The sequence below is a fragment of the Pantoea sp. BJ2 genome (genome assembly GCF_040255075.1).
Taxonomy (GTDB): Bacteria; Pseudomonadota; Gammaproteobacteria; order Enterobacterales; family Enterobacteriaceae; genus Pantoea; species Pantoea leporis.
The window spans coordinates 369031-384284 of sequence record NZ_CP158292.1; the positions used below are offsets into that span (position 1 = coordinate 369031).

At 54.3% G+C, this 15254-nt stretch carries 13 protein-coding genes; 10 read left to right on the forward strand and 3 right to left on the reverse strand.

Features of this window, described 5'->3' with window-relative positions:
* The first annotated feature begins 299 nt into the window (after window positions 1-299).
* The 3 genes from traF (at window position 300) to pspG (ending at window position 3146) form a co-directional block, all read left to right on the forward strand.
* Window positions 300-1550 carry a conjugal transfer protein TraF gene (traF, locus tag AAF463_RS01630; RefSeq protein WP_137384961.1) on the forward strand — a complete coding sequence of 417 codons (1251 nt, stop codon included), beginning with the start codon at window positions 300-302 and terminating at the stop codon, window positions 1548-1550.
* Window positions 1551-1646: 96 nt separating this feature from the next.
* The gene (gene dusA / locus AAF463_RS01635; protein WP_110868152.1) at window positions 1647-2645 is read left to right on the forward strand and encodes a tRNA dihydrouridine(20/20a) synthase DusA; all 999 of its coding nucleotides are present in this window, start codon (window positions 1647-1649) and stop codon (window positions 2643-2645) included.
* Between the two features lie 267 nt (window positions 2646-2912).
* Entirely contained in the window at window positions 2913-3146 is a 234-nt protein-coding gene (gene pspG / locus AAF463_RS01640; RefSeq protein ID WP_240632917.1) for an envelope stress response protein PspG, read from the forward strand.
* Between the two features lie 194 nt (window positions 3147-3340).
* On the opposite strand, the gene AAF463_RS01645 is transcribed toward pspG, so the two are convergent.
* Window positions 3341-4324, reverse strand: coding sequence for a quinone oxidoreductase (locus AAF463_RS01645; protein ID WP_101763063.1), 984 nt, complete (start codon window positions 4322-4324; stop codon window positions 3341-3343).
* A gap of 73 nt (window positions 4325-4397) precedes the next feature.
* On the opposite strand from AAF463_RS01645, the gene dnaB reads away from it, so the two are divergent.
* The 7 genes from dnaB to AAF463_RS01680 all read left to right on the forward strand — a co-directional run bounded on the left by dnaB (window position 4398) and on the right by AAF463_RS01680 (window position 11114).
* Window positions 4398-5804 carry a replicative DNA helicase gene (gene dnaB / locus AAF463_RS01650; RefSeq protein WP_101763062.1) on the forward strand — a complete coding sequence of 469 codons (1407 nt, stop codon included), beginning with the start codon at window positions 4398-4400 and terminating at the stop codon, window positions 5802-5804.
* A 128-nt stretch (window positions 5805-5932) separates the two neighbouring features.
* On the forward strand, window positions 5933-6424 hold the full coding sequence (locus AAF463_RS01655; RefSeq protein ID WP_097095220.1) for an Lrp/AsnC family transcriptional regulator: 492 nt from the start codon (window positions 5933-5935) through the stop codon (window positions 6422-6424).
* Between the two features lie 228 nt (window positions 6425-6652).
* On the forward strand, window positions 6653-7267 hold the full coding sequence (locus AAF463_RS01660) for a YitT family protein (protein ID WP_008109953.1): 615 nt from the start codon (window positions 6653-6655) through the stop codon (window positions 7265-7267).
* Window positions 7268-7315: 48 nt separating this feature from the next.
* Window positions 7316-8509 carry an amino acid aminotransferase gene (locus AAF463_RS01665; RefSeq protein WP_101763128.1) on the forward strand — a complete coding sequence of 398 codons (1194 nt, stop codon included), beginning with the start codon at window positions 7316-7318 and terminating at the stop codon, window positions 8507-8509.
* A 190-nt stretch (window positions 8510-8699) separates the two neighbouring features.
* A complete protein-coding gene (locus AAF463_RS01670) occupies window positions 8700-10235 on the forward strand; it encodes a catalase (protein WP_350261420.1) in 1536 nt (511 codons plus the stop codon).
* 108 nt (window positions 10236-10343) lie between these two features.
* Window positions 10344-10760 carry a secondary thiamine-phosphate synthase enzyme YjbQ gene (locus AAF463_RS01675; RefSeq protein WP_061718371.1) on the forward strand — a complete coding sequence of 139 codons (417 nt, stop codon included), beginning with the start codon at window positions 10344-10346 and terminating at the stop codon, window positions 10758-10760.
* Between the two features lie 3 nt (window positions 10761-10763).
* Window positions 10764-11114 carry an MmcQ/YjbR family DNA-binding protein gene (locus AAF463_RS01680; protein WP_101763060.1) on the forward strand — a complete coding sequence of 117 codons (351 nt, stop codon included), beginning with the start codon at window positions 10764-10766 and terminating at the stop codon, window positions 11112-11114.
* A gap of 6 nt (window positions 11115-11120) precedes the next feature.
* On the opposite strand, the gene AAF463_RS01685 is transcribed toward AAF463_RS01680, so the two are convergent.
* Together AAF463_RS01685 and uvrA are read right to left on the reverse strand one after the other, a co-directional pair.
* Entirely contained in the window at window positions 11121-12185 is a 1065-nt protein-coding gene (locus AAF463_RS01685) for an NAD(P)-dependent alcohol dehydrogenase (protein WP_350261421.1), read from the reverse strand.
* A 219-nt stretch (window positions 12186-12404) separates the two neighbouring features.
* On the reverse strand, window positions 12405-15233 hold the full coding sequence (uvrA, locus tag AAF463_RS01690; protein ID WP_101763058.1) for an excinuclease ABC subunit UvrA: 2829 nt from the start codon (window positions 15231-15233) through the stop codon (window positions 12405-12407).
* Window positions 15234-15254: the final 21 nt, after the last annotated feature.

The window sequence follows — 15254 nt, forward strand, 5'->3', positions numbered from 1 at the left end:
TCTGTAAAATGCGTCCGGCCAGGCAGCGCAACGTCTGCACGGATTTTGCTTTGCAACTCACCGGGTTAGCGGCTATGGTTCAAAAGGTCTTAAGTAATTTCTGGTCTCAATTTACTCACTGTTAATTTTTCTGCATAAAAACACAGCGGAATGGCGTGGAAGCGTCCAATTCTGCGAATAGCAGTGCTATTTCCTTTTAATTCACAGCAATGAAGCGTTAGCCAGGGTTCAGAATAGCGGCTAACTAAACTTTCAGTCGGTGAGTGATTCAGCGACATTTCAAAGGTGATGGCAGGCTCATGGCGAAGACATTATTCAGGCACAAAAAAGTAGCTTATCTTGTTGGTTTGAATGCAGTATTTCTCTCTTCCTCAGCTCTGGCAGCAGGTACATGGTACGACGCGCGTAACGACGCAATGGGCGGTACCGGCGTAGCCTCTTCCACCTGGAGTTCGGCGGTGCTGGCTAACCCAGCATTGATGACCAAGGCGCAGCCTGAAGATAACGTCAGCATCATTCTTCCATCAGCCGGCGCACAGGTTACCGATAAAGACAAATTGATCGATCGCGTTGACGACATTACCGATACCGTTGATCGTTATCAGGACGTGATCGATAACCTGACCTTTCAGGATTACCTCAATGGTTACCCGCAGCTGAAGGCCGCCGCAGGCGATATGGCAAACCAGCTCAGCGACCTGCGTGGTAATAAAGCTCACGCAACAGCCGGCGTGGCCGTGGCCGTCACCGTTCCGAATGAAACCTTACCTTTTGCCTTTATCACCAAGGCTTACGGCACTGCGATTGTGCGCGCCAACGTGGCAGATAGCGATATTGCCTACCTGCGCGCGGTTGCCAATGGCACGAGAGTGCCTGTGCCGGGTGATGAAAATAACTTACGCTCCAGCGCCAATGGCCTGGCGGCATTAGTCACCGATTATGGTGTGTCAGTCGCGCATGAGTTCTCGATTGCCGGCCATCCGGTTTCTGTCGGCGTGACGCCAAAGCTGCAGAAAACCTGGCTGTATAACTACACCGCGAGTATCTACAACTACGACAAGAGTGACATCAACAGCAGCCGCTACCGCAGCAGCGATACCGGTTTCAACATGGATGCGGGTGTCGCAACAGATTTCGGTGAGAACTGGACCTTTGGCGTGACCGGACAAAACCTGATCTCGCGCGATCTCGATACTAAAGAGGTGAACGGTTACCGCGATACTTATCAAATTCGTCCGTTGGTCACTACAGGGCTTTCCTGGAATAACGGGCCGTTTACGCTGGCGGGGGATGTTGATCTGACTGAAACCAAGCGCTTCAAGTCGGAAGACACCAGCCAATATGCTGGCGTAGGTGCGGAATATCGTGTGCTGGATTGGCTGGCGCTGCGTGCCGGCTATCGCGCCGATCTGAAGTCGACCGATACTGACGTGTTCACCGCCGGTTTGGGTGTGTCACCGTTCAACAATGCTGTCCATCTGGACCTGGCCGGTTCTGTGGGTAAAGACAACACCGTAGGTGCCATGCTGCAGCTCGGATTCAACTTCTAATTACCCGTCTGATAACGGGCGGCTGTGCCGCCCGTTTTGCTGTGATATGATTGCGCAGTTTCTCATCACTTACTTACTGCGGATTTACTGCGTTTCATGACCGATACTTTCTCCTCGCAACGTTTTTCCATCGCCCCAATGCTCGACTGGACCGATCGTCACTGTCGTTATTTTCACCGTAAGCTGAGCGGTGACACGCTGCTGTATACCGAAATGGTGACGACCGGCGCGATCATTCACGGTAAAGGTGACTATCTGGCCTACAGCGAGGAAGAGCATCCGCTGGCGCTGCAGCTGGGTGGCAGCGATCCCGCCGCCCTGGCGCAGTGCGCTAAGCTGGCAGAAGAGCGTGGCTACGATGAGATCAACCTCAACGTGGGTTGTCCATCCGATCGCGTCCAGAACGGACGTTTTGGCGCCTGCCTGATGGGCGATGCGGCGCTGGTTGCCGACTGCATTAAAGCGATGCGTGATGTGGTGAGCATTCCGGTGACGGTCAAAACTCGCATCGGTATTGATGAGCAGGACAGCTACGAATTCCTGTGTGATTTTATTGGCACCGTGGCGCAACAGGGCGGCTGCGATACTTTTATTATCCACGCGCGCAAAGCGTGGCTATCGGGTTTAAGTCCGAAAGAGAATCGCGAGATTCCGCCGCTCGATTATCCCCGCGTTTACCAGCTGAAGCGCGATTTCCCGGCGCTGACCATGGCGATTAATGGCGGCATCAAAACGCTGGAAGAGGCCAAACTGCATCTGCAGCATATGGATGGCGTGATGATGGGGCGCGAAGCCTATCAGAATCCGGGCATTCTGGCGCAGGTTGACCGCGAGCTGTTCGGTCGCGATACGCCGCGCGTCGATCCGGTAGCGGTGGTGCGCTCGATGTATCCCTACATTGAAGCTGAACTATCCAAAGGCATGTACCTCGGCCATGTGACGCGCCATATGCTTGGCCTGTTCCAGGGCATTCCGGGTGCGCGCCAGTGGCGTCGCTATTTAAGTGAAAACGCCCACAAACCCGGCGCCGATGTGCGCGTGCTGGAAGCGGCGTTAGCGCTGGTAGCGGATAAGATCCCCCAAGAAGTGATGTAATCACTGTTTAGCATGCCGGAACCTTCCGGTTTGATACGGTGCGCCTTCATGCGCACCGTAAAGCCAGTATCATAATTTTATAGATGGTTATTTCTACGCCGAGAATTAGTTTTTTTCATCACCTCATTATTTCTTCATTCAACTATTGTCCATTGCTTTCAAGCAGTTAGCTATTTTTATAACCTGGCACGTATCTTGTAATGTTCCTGATGTTACTTACACAGGAGAGCCTTCGTGGAAATTCTATTTGTTATCGGCTTTTTTCTGATGCTGCTGTTCACCGGCGTTTCGTTGCTGGGCGTTATTGCAGCATTGGTGGTGGCGACCGCTTTGATGTTCTTTGGCGGATTGCTGGCAATTGTTATTAAAGTGTTGCCATGGCTGGTATTGGCGGTTGTCGCTGTCTGGCTTTATCGGGCATTTACCACGCCTTCAGGTGAGGCAAAGATGCGCAGGCTGAAAAGAAAAATCAGCGACTTAGATAGAAGGGACTGGCGCTAATTGCGGTGACGATCACAGACTCGGATATTGCTTAGCATTATTCCGCATTTAAACATATTTTTTACTTATGTTTTCTGTCAGGATGATTGGCGTTGTTTCAAACGAATTCATCGCCGCTGTCCCTACACCAGCGCGAACTATAAAAAGAAAGAAAAAAGGGGCTTCCTACGGGAAGCCCCGTTTGCATTTAGCGATCAGGGAATCAGCAGGCTGGAACCCTGAGTCGCGCGGCTCTCCAGCACCTGATGCGCGCGCACCGCGTCACTCAAGGCAAATTTCTGCTGCTCGGGCACGTTAAGCTGAATCGCGCGGCTGGCGATCAATGAGAACAACTCATTGCTGGCGGCATCCAGTTCTTCACGGTTGGTGATGTAACCGAACAGCGAAGGTCGGGTGACGAACAGCGAGCCTTTCTTGTTGAGAATGCCGAGATCAATGCCGGTAACCGGACCCGACGCATTACCAAAGCTGACCATTAACCCGTGGCGACGCAGGCTATCTAGCGAAGGTTCCCAGGTATCTTTCCCCACCGAGTCATACACCACGGCCACTTTCTCGCCATGGGTCAACTCGCTGACGCGCTTCGCGATATTCTCTTCACGATAGTTAATTGTCGCCCAGGCACCGGCATCTTTAGCTATCTTCGCTTTCTCAGCCGAACCCACCGTGCCAATCAGATGTGCGCCGAGCGCTTTGGCCCATTGGCAGGCGATCAAACCCACGCCACCCGCGGCGGCGTGGAACAGGAAGATTTCATCAGCTTTCACTTTATAGGTTTGGCGCAGCAGATACTGCACGGTTAAACCTTTGAGGAAAGAGGCCGCGCCTTGCTCAAAGGAGATGCTGTCCGGCAGGATCACCAGACGATCTTCCGCCACATTGTGCACTTCGCTGTAGGCGCCCAGCGCGGCCTGGCAATAGACCACGCGATCGCCCGCCTTAAACCGCGTCACCGCCGATCCGACGCGCTTCACCACGCCGGCTGCTTCGGTACCCAGGCCGGAAGGGAAGCTGCTTTGCGGATACAAGCCGCTACGCACGTAGGTATCAATGTAGTTAATGCCAATTGCCTTGTTTTCCACCTGCACTTCATGTTCGGCGGGATCGGCCAGTTCGAAATCGACCCATTGCAGTACATCTGGGCCGCCGTGTTGGTTGAACTGAATACGCTTTGCCATTCTGACTCCTGTGATTGTTCATCCTGGGACGGTATACTTGCGCGTCCCTTTCACGATCGGTAATGCATTCACTATGGCAGGAAATAAACCCACCAACAAATCGAACGAACCCCGCGATCGGCAGCTGGAAGGCGTGAAAATGCCGCCGCATTCCATAGAAGCGGAGCAGTCGGTGCTCGGTGGGTTGATGCTGGATAACCAGCGCTGGGACAACGTTTCTGAACGCGTCGTCGCCAGTGATTTCTTCAACCGTTCGCACCGTCTGATTTTCACGGAAATGCAGCGTTTGCTGGAAGCTGGCCAACCGATCGACCTGATTACGCTCTCTGAATCGCTGGAAACGCTTGGTGAATTAGAGATGGCCGGCGGCTTCGCCTATCTGGCCGAACTGGCAAAAAATACGCCAAGTGCCGCGAACATTGGTGCTTATGCCGATATCGTGCGCGAACGTGCAGTGGTGCGCGAGATGATCTCGGTGGCGAACCAAATCGCCGATGCCGGTTACGATCCGCAAGGACGGAGCAGTGAAGATCTGCTCGACTTCGCCGAATCGAACGTTTTCAAAATTGCTGAACAGCGCGCTAATAAAGATCAGGGCCCGCAGAATATCGAGCAGATTCTGGAAGCCACGGTATCGCGCATTGAGTCGCTGGTCTCAACGCCGCACGACGGCGTCACCGGCGTCGATACCGGCTATCAGGATTTGAACAAAAAAACCGCCGGTTTACAGGGCTCGGATCTGATCATCGTCGCGGCGCGTCCTTCGATGGGTAAAACCACCTTCGCCATGAATTTGTGCGAAAACGCCGCGATGTTGCAGGACAAGCCGGTGTTGATTTTCAGCCTAGAGATGCCCAGCGAGCAGCTGATGATGCGTATGCTGGCGTCGCTGTCGCGCGTAGATCAGACGCGCATTCGTACCGGTCAGCTGGAAGATGAAGATTGGGCGCGCATTTCCGCCACCATGGGGATTTTGCTTGAGAAGAAGAACATGTTTATCGATGACTCTTCTGGCCTGACGCCCACCGAAGTGCGCTCACGCGCGCGCCGCATCTTCCGCGAAAACGGCGGGTTGAGCCTGATCATGATCGACTACCTGCAGCTGATGCGCGTGCCTGCGCTGTCGGACAACCGTACGCTGGAGATCGCTGAAATCTCGCGCTCGCTCAAAGCGCTGGCGAAAGAGCTGAATGTGCCGGTGGTGGCGCTGTCGCAGCTGAACCGCTCACTGGAACAACGTGCGGATAAGCGCCCAGTGAACTCGGATCTGCGTGAATCAGGCTCGATCGAGCAGGATGCCGACTTGATCATGTTTATCTACCGTGACGAGGTGTATCACGAAAACAGCGATCTCAAAGGCATCGCCGAGATCATCCTGGGTAAGCAGCGTAACGGCCCGATCGGTACGGTACGCTTGACCTTTAATGGCCAGTGGTCGCGCTTTGATAACTATGCTGGCCCGCAATACGACGACGAATAACCCTTTCATTCCGGATGCATGCACGTTTTGTGCATGCATTTCACGTCATCAGAAAATAGTGTTGGACAACCCCGGCTTTAATCAGGTTATCTGTAGCAAAGCGCCCCTTATTACGCTGTGGAAACAGAATGACTCAGGTAGACGATCACGACCTTAAGATATTGACATTATTACAATCTAACGGACGCCTCACCAACCAGGAACTCAGTGATTTAGTCGGACTTTCGGCGTCGCAATGTTCACGCCGCCGCATCAATCTTGAGCAGGCCAATCTCATTCTCGGCTATCACGCACGCCTCTCGCCCGACGCGGTGGGCCTTGGCATGGTGGGATTGATTGAAGTGCGATTGAAAAACCATACGCCGGATTATGAAGAGAGTTTCCATCGCATGGTGGAAGAAGAAGCCGCGATCGTTGATGCGTTCAAAACCACCGGCGATGCTGATTATCTGCTGAAAGTGGCGGTGGCCGATCTGGCTTCACTGAGCGCGCTGATCAGCCAGTTAGTCGCTGGCCATCAAAGCGTGGCGCACGTGAAAACTTCCGTGGTATTGAGCCGTTTGAAAGAGAACGGTTTGATGATCATCCCACAGCACAAAACGCGCCAAAAAAGTGCGTGACGTGCTAATCTGGTGCAATTATTGCCTTAATAATGCAAAAAACGCGCACCAGAAAACAGATTTGTGCATGAGTTGATGGTTTGAGTCTCAACTGATACACAAAAACCTGCAATAAAGCGCCTTAGTTATCAATTGGATAATCACTGGCACCCATCGGCGGCGAGCGTACGCCGCCGATGTGGTGCGTTTTTTGCATTTGAACCGCATCATTTGCAATGAGATTAACCCATGGATAACGTTGTTCAACCCACTAAAGTTCCCCATTCGCTGATTGAAGATGCGCTGGCGATAGTCCTCGGCACGCTAATGGTCTCTTTCGGCGTCATTATGCTGAAACAGGCGGGTGCACTCACCGGCAGTTCTGCCGGTATTGCCTTCTTAATCAGCTATTTGTCACCGCTCTCCTTCGGTAGCGCCTTCTTCCTGATCAACCTGCCATTTTACTGGCTCGCCGTGCGGCGCATGGGCTGGGAATTTACCCTGAAAACCTTCTGCGCGGTTGGCCTGGTGTCGCTGTTCACCCATCTGCATCCACTGTTTGTGCATTTTTCTGCGCTAAATCCGTTTTATGCGACACTGTTCGGTAACGTGGTGATGGGCATTGGGTTTATAGTGTTGTTCCGTCACAAAGCCAGCCTCGGCGGTATTAATATTTTGGCGCTCTGGCTGCAGGACCGCATCGGTCTGCGTGCCGGAAAACTGCAAATGGCGGTCGATACCTGCGTGGTATTAGCGTCGCTGTTTGTGGTGTCGTTACCGATGCTGTTTGCTTCAATCGCGGGCGCGGTGATCCTCAATCTCATCATCGCAATGAATCATCGTCCCGGCCGTTACATGGTTTGATGACGCATCTTTACCTCTTATTTATGACCAATCATGGAGATCTGCACCGTGTTTCAAAACGTTGATGCCTATGCCGGCGATCCGATTCTGTCGTTGATGGAAACCTTCAAACAAGATCCGCGCGATAACAAAGTAAACCTGAGCATTGGTCTCTATTACAACGAAGCGGGCATCATTCCTCAGCTGCAGGCGGTTGCCGCAGCAGAAGAGCGCCTGCAGGCGCAGCCGCATCAGGCGTCGCTGTATCTGCCAATGGAAGGTCTGAACGCTTACCGTAACGCCATTGCACCGCTGCTGTTCGGTAAACAACATCCGATGCTGCAAGCGGGCCGCATTGCGTCCATCCAGACGTTGGGCGGCTCAGGCGCGCTGAAAGTCGGTGCTGATTTCCTTAAGCGTTACTTCCCGGCGTCCAACGTGTGGGTGAGCGATCCGACGTGGGAAAACCACGTCGCGATCTTCAACGGTGCCGGTTTCGAGGTGAATACCTATCCGTGGTATGACGCGGAAACCAACGGCGTGAAGTTTGATGCGTTCATCGCCAAACTGAAAACCTTGCCGAAGCAATCCATCGTGCTGCTGCATCCGTGCTGCCATAACCCAACCGGCGCCGATCTCACCAACGCACAGTGGGATGAAACCACCGAAGTACTGAAAGCGCAGGAGCTGATTCCGTTCCTCGATATCGCTTATCAGGGCTTTGGCGCGGGCATGGAAGCGGATGCTTATGCGATTCGCGCGATTGCGGCCGCGGGTCTGCCTGCGCTGGTCAGCAACTCGTTCTCCAAGATTTTCTCGCTATACGGCGAGCGCGTTGGCGGCCTGTCTATTGTCTGCGATAGCGCGGAAGAGTCCGCTCGTGTGCTGGGCCAGCTGAAAGCCACCGTGCGCCGCAATTACTCCAGCCCGCCAAACTTCGGTGCGCAGGTGGTTTCCTGCGTGCTGAACGACGAAGCGCTGCTCAACAACTGGCTGGCAGAAGTCGAAGCGATGCGTCTGCGCATCATCGACATGCGTCAGGCATTGGTTGAAGTATTGAGTACCAAACTGCCGGGACAAAACTTTGATTACCTGCTGAAACAGCGTGGCATGTTCAGCTATACCGGCTTGAGCGCGCAGCAGGTTGACCGTCTGCGTGATGAGTTTGGCGTGTATCTGATCGCCAGCGGCCGCATGTGCGTTGCCGGCCTGAACAGCCGTAACGTCAACCAGGTTGCTGAGGCGTTTGCTGCGGTGATGTAACTTCACTGCGACGGCGCGCCACAAAAAACCGCCAACATGGTTTGGCGGTTTTTTATTTATAACTTTTTTTAACTATAAACCGGACTGGTCTCGTTAGCGCTTCTCCCCATGAGTGTAAATATCCTCCAGCCTGAAACGGCGCGAGAGCGGCAATGTAGTCGCATATTTAAACTCACAAGGAAGCACGCTTATGACCCGGACCGCTTACTCTTTTGCAGTCAAACCCCTCGCTTGTGTATTAGCCTTAGCCTTTTCCCTTCCGGTTTACAGCACCGCTTTAACGCGTGATAACGGCGCACCCGTCGGCGATAACCAGAACTCACAAACCGCAGGCGAAAATGGCGCAGTGTTACTGCAAGATGTGCAGCTGATCCAAAAGCTGCAACGCTTTGACCGAGAACGCATTCCAGAGCGCGTGGTACATGCACGCGGTACCGGCGCGCACGGCGAGTTCCGCGCCAGCAAAGACATCAGCGACTTAACCATTGCCGAAGTCTTTAAACCAGGCAGCGTGACGCCGGTATTTGTGCGCTTCTCATCCGTGGTGCACAGCAAACATTCACCGGAAACGCTGCGCGATCCGCGCGGTTTTGCCACCAAGTTTTACACCAGCCAGGGCAACTGGGATTTAGTGGGTAACAACCTGCCGGTATTCTTCATCCGCGACGCGATTAAATTCCCGGACATGGTGCATGCCTTTAAGCCTGATCCACGCACCAATCTTGGCAACGACGCGCGCACCTTTGATTTCTTCTCTCACGTACCGGAAGCCACGCACGGCCTGACCATGCTGTTCTCCAACATGGGGACGCCAGCAAACTATCGCCAGATGGATGGCAACAGCGTGCACGCCTATAAGTTCGTCAACGCCAAAGGTGAAGTGCACTACGTGAAATTCCACTGGAAAACCCTGCAGGGCGAGAAAAATCTCGATCCGGGCGAAGTGGCGGCTATTCAGAGCAGCACTTTCAGCCACATGACAGAAGATTTAGTGGCATCGATCAACAACAAAGACTTCCCGAAATGGGATCTCTATATTCAAACCATCAAAGCCAGCGATCTGGATAAGTTCGACTTCAACCCGCTGGACGCTACCAAAATCTGGCCGGGTATCGCAGAAGTGAAAGTCGGCCAGATGGAATTGAACCGCAACGTGGATAATTTCTTCCAGGAAACCGAGCAGGTGGCGATGGCGCCATCGAATCTGGTTCCGGGCATTGAGCCATCGGAAGATCGCTTGCTGCAAGGTCGTTTGTTCTCTTACGCCGATACCCAGATGCACCGTTTGGGCGCCAATGGCCTGACGTTGCCGGTCAACGCGCCGCGCGTGCCGGTGAGCAACGGTAACCAGGACGGCGCAATGAACAGCGGCAAGGCTGACGATCATGGCGTCAACTATCAGCCAAGCCGTGTCTATCCACGCGAAGAGCTGCAGAGCGCCCGATACAGCCACAGCCCGCTGAGCGGCACCACGCAGCAGGCGATGATTGCTAAAACGCAGAACTTTAAGCAGGCGGGCGATCTGTATCGTTCCTTCAATGACAAAGAGAAAACCGATCTGATCAATTCTCTGGGCGGCGCGCTGAAAGGTGCGGATGTGCAGAGCCGCGCCATTATGTTGTCGTACTTCTACAAGGCTGATAAAGAGTACGGCGAGCGTCTGGCTGCGATCACTAAAGATGATGTGGGCAGCATCAAAACCATGGCCGCTAAGCTGAGCGACTAACCTTCAGTCGGCAGAGTTTACGCTCTGCCGTTTTTTCCTCTCTTCAGGGTTTACCTTTCGCCGACATGCTGCACACTTAAACGGTGTAATTACTTTTAGGATTCTGGCATGTGGCATCAACAAACGCTTACGCTTGGCGCCAAAGCGCGCGGCTTTCATCTGATCACCGACGAGATTGTCGGCCAGCTTCATGGCTTATCCGATGTGCGCGTCGGCCAACTGCATCTGCTGCTGCAACATACATCGGCGTCGTTAACGCTCAATGAGAATTGCGATCCCACCGTGCGCAGCGATATGGAGCAGCATTTCTTACGCCATGTTCCGGAAAGTGCGCCTTATCAGCACGATTACGAAGGGGCTGACGACATGCCGGCACACATCAAATCGTCACTGCTCGGCGTCTCGCTGCTGATTCCGGTTAACCGCGGTCGCCTGATGTTAGGTACGTGGCAGGGAATCTGGTTGGGTGAACATCGGGTGCAGGGCGGTGCGCGGCGTATCGTGGCGACCTTACAAGGGGAATAAAAGATGAATACTTCGGATTTACTGACGTACTGCATGAGCAAGCCGGGCGCGGAGCAAAGCTTTAAAGAGTGCTGGCAGGCGACGCAGATTAAAAGTGAAGGTGTGCTGTTTGCCATGCTTTATGAGGTAAAAGGGCGTCCGGCCTTGTCGCTGAAAGCTACGCCTGCGCTGGCGGAATTGTTACGTGAGGAGCACAACGATGTGTTTCCCAGCGAACATTTAAATAAGTCGCACTGGAGCACGCTGTGGCTGGATGGTTCGCTAAAAGATTCGCAGATTTATTATCTGGTGGATGCTTCCTGGCAACAGGCTGACGCCACGCGCGCGGCGGGCGTCAACCATGATGAACACTGAGGCAAATTAAGCCGCAGATTCCTCGCGCAGAGTATTGATATCAATCACGAAGCGGTATTTCACGTCGCTTTTCAGCATACGTTCGTAGGCTTCGTTGATTTGATTCATCGCGATCAGTTCGATATCTGAAGTGATACCGTGCTTGCCGCAGAAATCCAGCATTTCCTGGGTTTCCGCGATGCCGCCAATCAGTGAACCGGCAATGCTGCGACGTTTCAAGATCAGGTTGAAGACCTGCGGTGCCGGATGATCGTGCTCCGGCGCGCCGACCAGCGTCATGTTGCCATCACGCTTCAGCAGGGCAATGAACGGGTTGAGATCGTGCTGCGCTGCAACGGTGTTCAGGATGAAGTCGAAGCTGTTGGTGTGTGCGGCCATTTGGTCGGCATCTTTCGAGATCACCACTTCATCAGCGCCCAGACGTTTACCATCTTCAATTTTTGACGGTGACGTGGTGAACAGCACCACATGTGCGCCCATCGCATGAGCTAGCTTCACGCCCATGTGACCAAGGCCGCCCAAACCGACGATACCGACTTTTTTACCCGGACCGACATTCCAGTGGCGCAGCGGTGAGTAAGTGGTGATACCGGCACACAGCAGTGGCGCAACGCCCGCCAGATCGAGATTTTCTGGTACGCGCAGCACGAAGCTTTCATCTACTACCATGCTGGTGGAGTAACCGCCGTAAGTGATTGCGCCGGTTTCACGGTCTTCACCGTTGTAAGTACCAACGAAGCCATCCTCGCAATACTGCTCCAGCCCTTCCTGACAGCTTGGACAGCTGCGGCAGGAATCAACCATACAACCAACGCCGACCAAATCGCCCACTTTGTAGTTGTGGGTGTGAGCGCCAACGGCCGTCACGCGACCAACAATTTCATGGCCAGGCACTACAGGAAAAATGGTGTTGCGCCATTCGTTGCGCGCGGTATGCAGGTCCGAGTGGCAGACGCCGCAGTACAACACTTCAATCTGCACATCATGAGCGCGCAGTTCGCGTGGCGTAAAATCGAACGGGGCGAGTTTTGCTTTCGCGTCCTGTGCGGCATAGGCATGCGTAATATTCATGGTGTCTCCAGTAGGATGTGTCGTGATTTCTATGCGGGATCCCGTTCAGCGTACTGAAGGGATAAAGGGCGTAAGGGACGCCAAAAGGAACGTTGTAAGGATAGTCAGCAGGGGGTAATGCGTATATGCCTGAAGTTGTCTGATTCTTGCCTGTTCCTGCATTTCGTTGCGGAATCCGACAGAAAAAAACAGGCCCGCAATGGCGGGCCTGAGAGAAATTTACTTCTTCAACATTGGCTTAAGGAAACGCGCCGTGTGTGATTTTTCACACTCCGCCACCGTTTCTGGCGTGCCGGACACCAGGATTTCACCGCCGCCGCTGCCGCCTTCCGGGCCGAGATCGACAATCCAGTCTGCGGTTTTCACCACGTCGAGGTTGTGCTCAATCACCACGATGGTGTTGCCCTGATCGCGCAGCTGATGCAGCACTTCCAGTAACTGCTGAATATCCGCAAAGTGCAGGCCGGTGGTCGGCTCATCGAGGATATAGAGCGTCTGGCCTGTGCCGCGTTTTGACAGCTCACGCGCCAGCTTGACGCGCTGCGCTTCACCACCAGAAAGCGTGGTAGCTGACTGGCCCAGACGGATATACGACAGGCCGACATCGACCAGCGTTTGCAGCTTACGCGCCAGCGCCGGCACCGCATCAAAAAATTCGCGGGCTTCTTCGATGGTCATATCCAGCACTTCGTGGATGCTCTTGCCTTTGTATTTAATCTCCAGCGTTTCGCGGTTATAGCGTTTGCCTTTGCACTGGTCGCACGGCACGTAGATGTCGGGCAGAAAGTGCATCTCTACCTTGATCACGCCGTCACCCTGACAGGCTTCGCAGCGTCCGCCGCGCACGTTGAAGCTGAAGCGCCCCGGATTGTAGCCGCGTGAACGCGCTTCCGGCACGCCGGCGAACAGTTCACGCACCGGCGTGAAAATGCCGGTGTAGGTCGCGGGATTCGAACGCGGTGTGCGACCGATCGGGCTCTGATCGATATCGATCACTTTATCGAAATGTTCCAGACCGGCGATCTCACGATAAGGCGCGGCTTCGATGGTGGTCGCGCCGTTAAGCTGGCGCTGCGCAATTGGGAACAGCGTATCGTTGATCAGCGTCGATTTACCCGATCCGGACACGCCGGTGATGCAGGTAAATAAGCCGACCGGAATCGTCAGCGTGACATCTTTGAGGTTGTTACCGCGCGCACCGGTGAGTTTCAGCACTTTGGCTGGATCGCCTTTGACGCGCTCTTGGGGAATCGCAATCTCGCGTTTGCCGCTGAGGAACTGGCCGGTCAGGGAATTTTCATTCGCCATGATCGCGTGCACATCACCTTCGGCAACCACCTGACCACCGTGCACGCCCGCGCCTGGGCCGATATCGATCACATGGTCAGCGGCACGAATCGCATCCTCATCGTGCTCCACCACAATCACTGTGTTACCGAGATCGCGCAGGTGAATCAGCGTGCCAAGCAGGCGTTCGTTGTCGCGCTGGTGAAGGCCGATTGAGGGTTCATCCAGCACGTACATCACGCCGACTAAACCGGCACCAATCTGGCTGGCCAGACGGATACGCTGCGCTTCACCGCCGGAGAGCGTTTCCGCCGAGCGTGACATCGACAGGTAATTCAGGCCGACGTTCACCAGGAAGCTCAGGCGATCGCCAATCTCCTTCAGGATTTTTTCCGCAATCTGCGCACGCTGGCCGCTCAGCTTCATGTTGGCGAAGAAATCCATCGCATGACCGATGCTCATTTCTGAGATGGTCGGCAGGTTGGTGTCTTCAACAAAAACATGACGCGCTTCACGACGCAGACGCGTACCTTCACAGCTGGCGCAGGCACGGTTGCTGATAAATTTCGCCAGCTCTTCGCGCACCGCGTTGGATTCCGTCTCTTTATAACGGCGCTCCATGTTGTGCAGCACGCCTTCAAACGGATGGCGTCGCACTGAGGTGTCACCGCGATCGTTGATGTATTTGAATTCGATATTCTCTTTGCCGGAACCGTACAGAATCACTTCGCGCGCTTTGTCGCTCAGGCTGTTAAACGGAGCTTCGACATCGAATTGCAGATGCTCTGCCAGCGAGCGCAGCATCTGGAAGTAGTAGAAGTTACGGCGATCCCAGCCGCGGATGGCGCCTCCGGCTAGCGACAGCTCGGGGTTCTGCACCACTCGATCGGGATCGAAATATTGCTGCACGCCCAGGCCATCGCAGGTCGGGCAGGCGCCAGCCGGATTGTTGAACGAGAACAGGCGCGGTTCGAGTTCACGCATGCTGTAGCCACAGATTGGGCAGGCAAAGTTGGCCGAGAATAGCATCTCTTCGGCGCTGGTATCGTCCATATCGGCGACGATCGCCGTGCCACCGCTCAGTTCCAGCGTGGTCTCAAAGGATTCGGCCAGACGCGTTGCCAGGTCCTCGCGCACGCGGAAGCGGTCAATCACCACTTCGATGGTGTGCTTCTTCTGTAACTCCAGCTTCGGCGGATCCGACAGATCGCACACTTCGCCATCAATACGCGCACGGATATAGCCCTGCGCAGCGAGGTTTTCCAGCGTTTTGGTGTGTTCGCCTTTGCGATCTTTCACCACCGGTGCCAGCAGCATCAGACGACGGCCTTCTTCCTGCGACAGCACCTGATCGACCATCTGACTCACGGTTTGCGCTGCCAGAGGAACGTCATGATCCGGACAGCGCGGTTCACCCACGCGCGCGAACAGCAGGCGCAGGTAGTCGTGAATTTCGGTAATGGTGCCGACAGTGGAACGCGGGTTATGCGAAGTCGATTTCTGCTCAATGGAGATGGCGGGCGAAAGACCTTCAATATGGTCAACGTCCGGTTTCTCCATTAATGAAAGAAACTGGCGCGCATAGGCCGAAAGCGACTCGACATAGCGACGCTGGCCTTCCGCATACAGCGTATCAAACGCCAGCGAAGACTTACCGGAACCTGACAGACCGGTGACCACAATGAGCTTATCGCGAGGGATGATCAGGTTGATGTTCTTCAAATTATGGGTGCGAGCACCGCGGACTTCGATCTTATCCATTCACCTTTCCCGGATTGAACA

Bases quoted from the DNA above. Each gene is read 5' to 3' on its own strand.
- dnaB (WP_101763062.1), top strand. From the start codon at position 4,398: ATGGCAGGAAATAAACCCACCAACAAATCGAACGAACCCCGCGATCGG.
- AAF463_RS01655 (WP_097095220.1), top strand. From the start codon at position 5,933: ATGACTCAGGTAGACGATCACGACCTTAAGATATTGACATTATTACAA.
- pspG (WP_240632917.1), top strand. From the start codon at position 2,913: ATGCTGCTGTTCACCGGCGTTTCGTTGCTGGGCGTTATTGCAGCATTG.
- AAF463_RS01680 (WP_101763060.1), top strand. From the start codon at position 10,764: ATGAATACTTCGGATTTACTGACGTACTGCATGAGCAAGCCGGGCGCG.
- traF (WP_137384961.1), top strand. From the start codon at position 300: ATGGCGAAGACATTATTCAGGCACAAAAAAGTAGCTTATCTTGTTGGT.
- AAF463_RS01685 (WP_350261421.1), bottom strand. From the start codon at position 12,185: ATGAATATTACGCATGCCTATGCCGCACAGGACGCGAAAGCAAAACTC.
- AAF463_RS01645 (WP_101763063.1), bottom strand. From the start codon at position 4,324: ATGGCAAAGCGTATTCAGTTCAACCAACACGGCGGCCCAGATGTACTG.
- AAF463_RS01660 (WP_008109953.1), top strand. From the start codon at position 6,653: ATGGATAACGTTGTTCAACCCACTAAAGTTCCCCATTCGCTGATTGAA.
- uvrA (WP_101763058.1), bottom strand. From the start codon at position 15,233: ATGGATAAGATCGAAGTCCGCGGTGCTCGCACCCATAATTTGAAGAAC.
- AAF463_RS01670 (WP_350261420.1), top strand. From the start codon at position 8,700: ATGACCCGGACCGCTTACTCTTTTGCAGTCAAACCCCTCGCTTGTGTA.
- dusA (WP_110868152.1), top strand. From the start codon at position 1,647: ATGACCGATACTTTCTCCTCGCAACGTTTTTCCATCGCCCCAATGCTC.
- AAF463_RS01675 (WP_061718371.1), top strand. From the start codon at position 10,344: ATGTGGCATCAACAAACGCTTACGCTTGGCGCCAAAGCGCGCGGCTTT.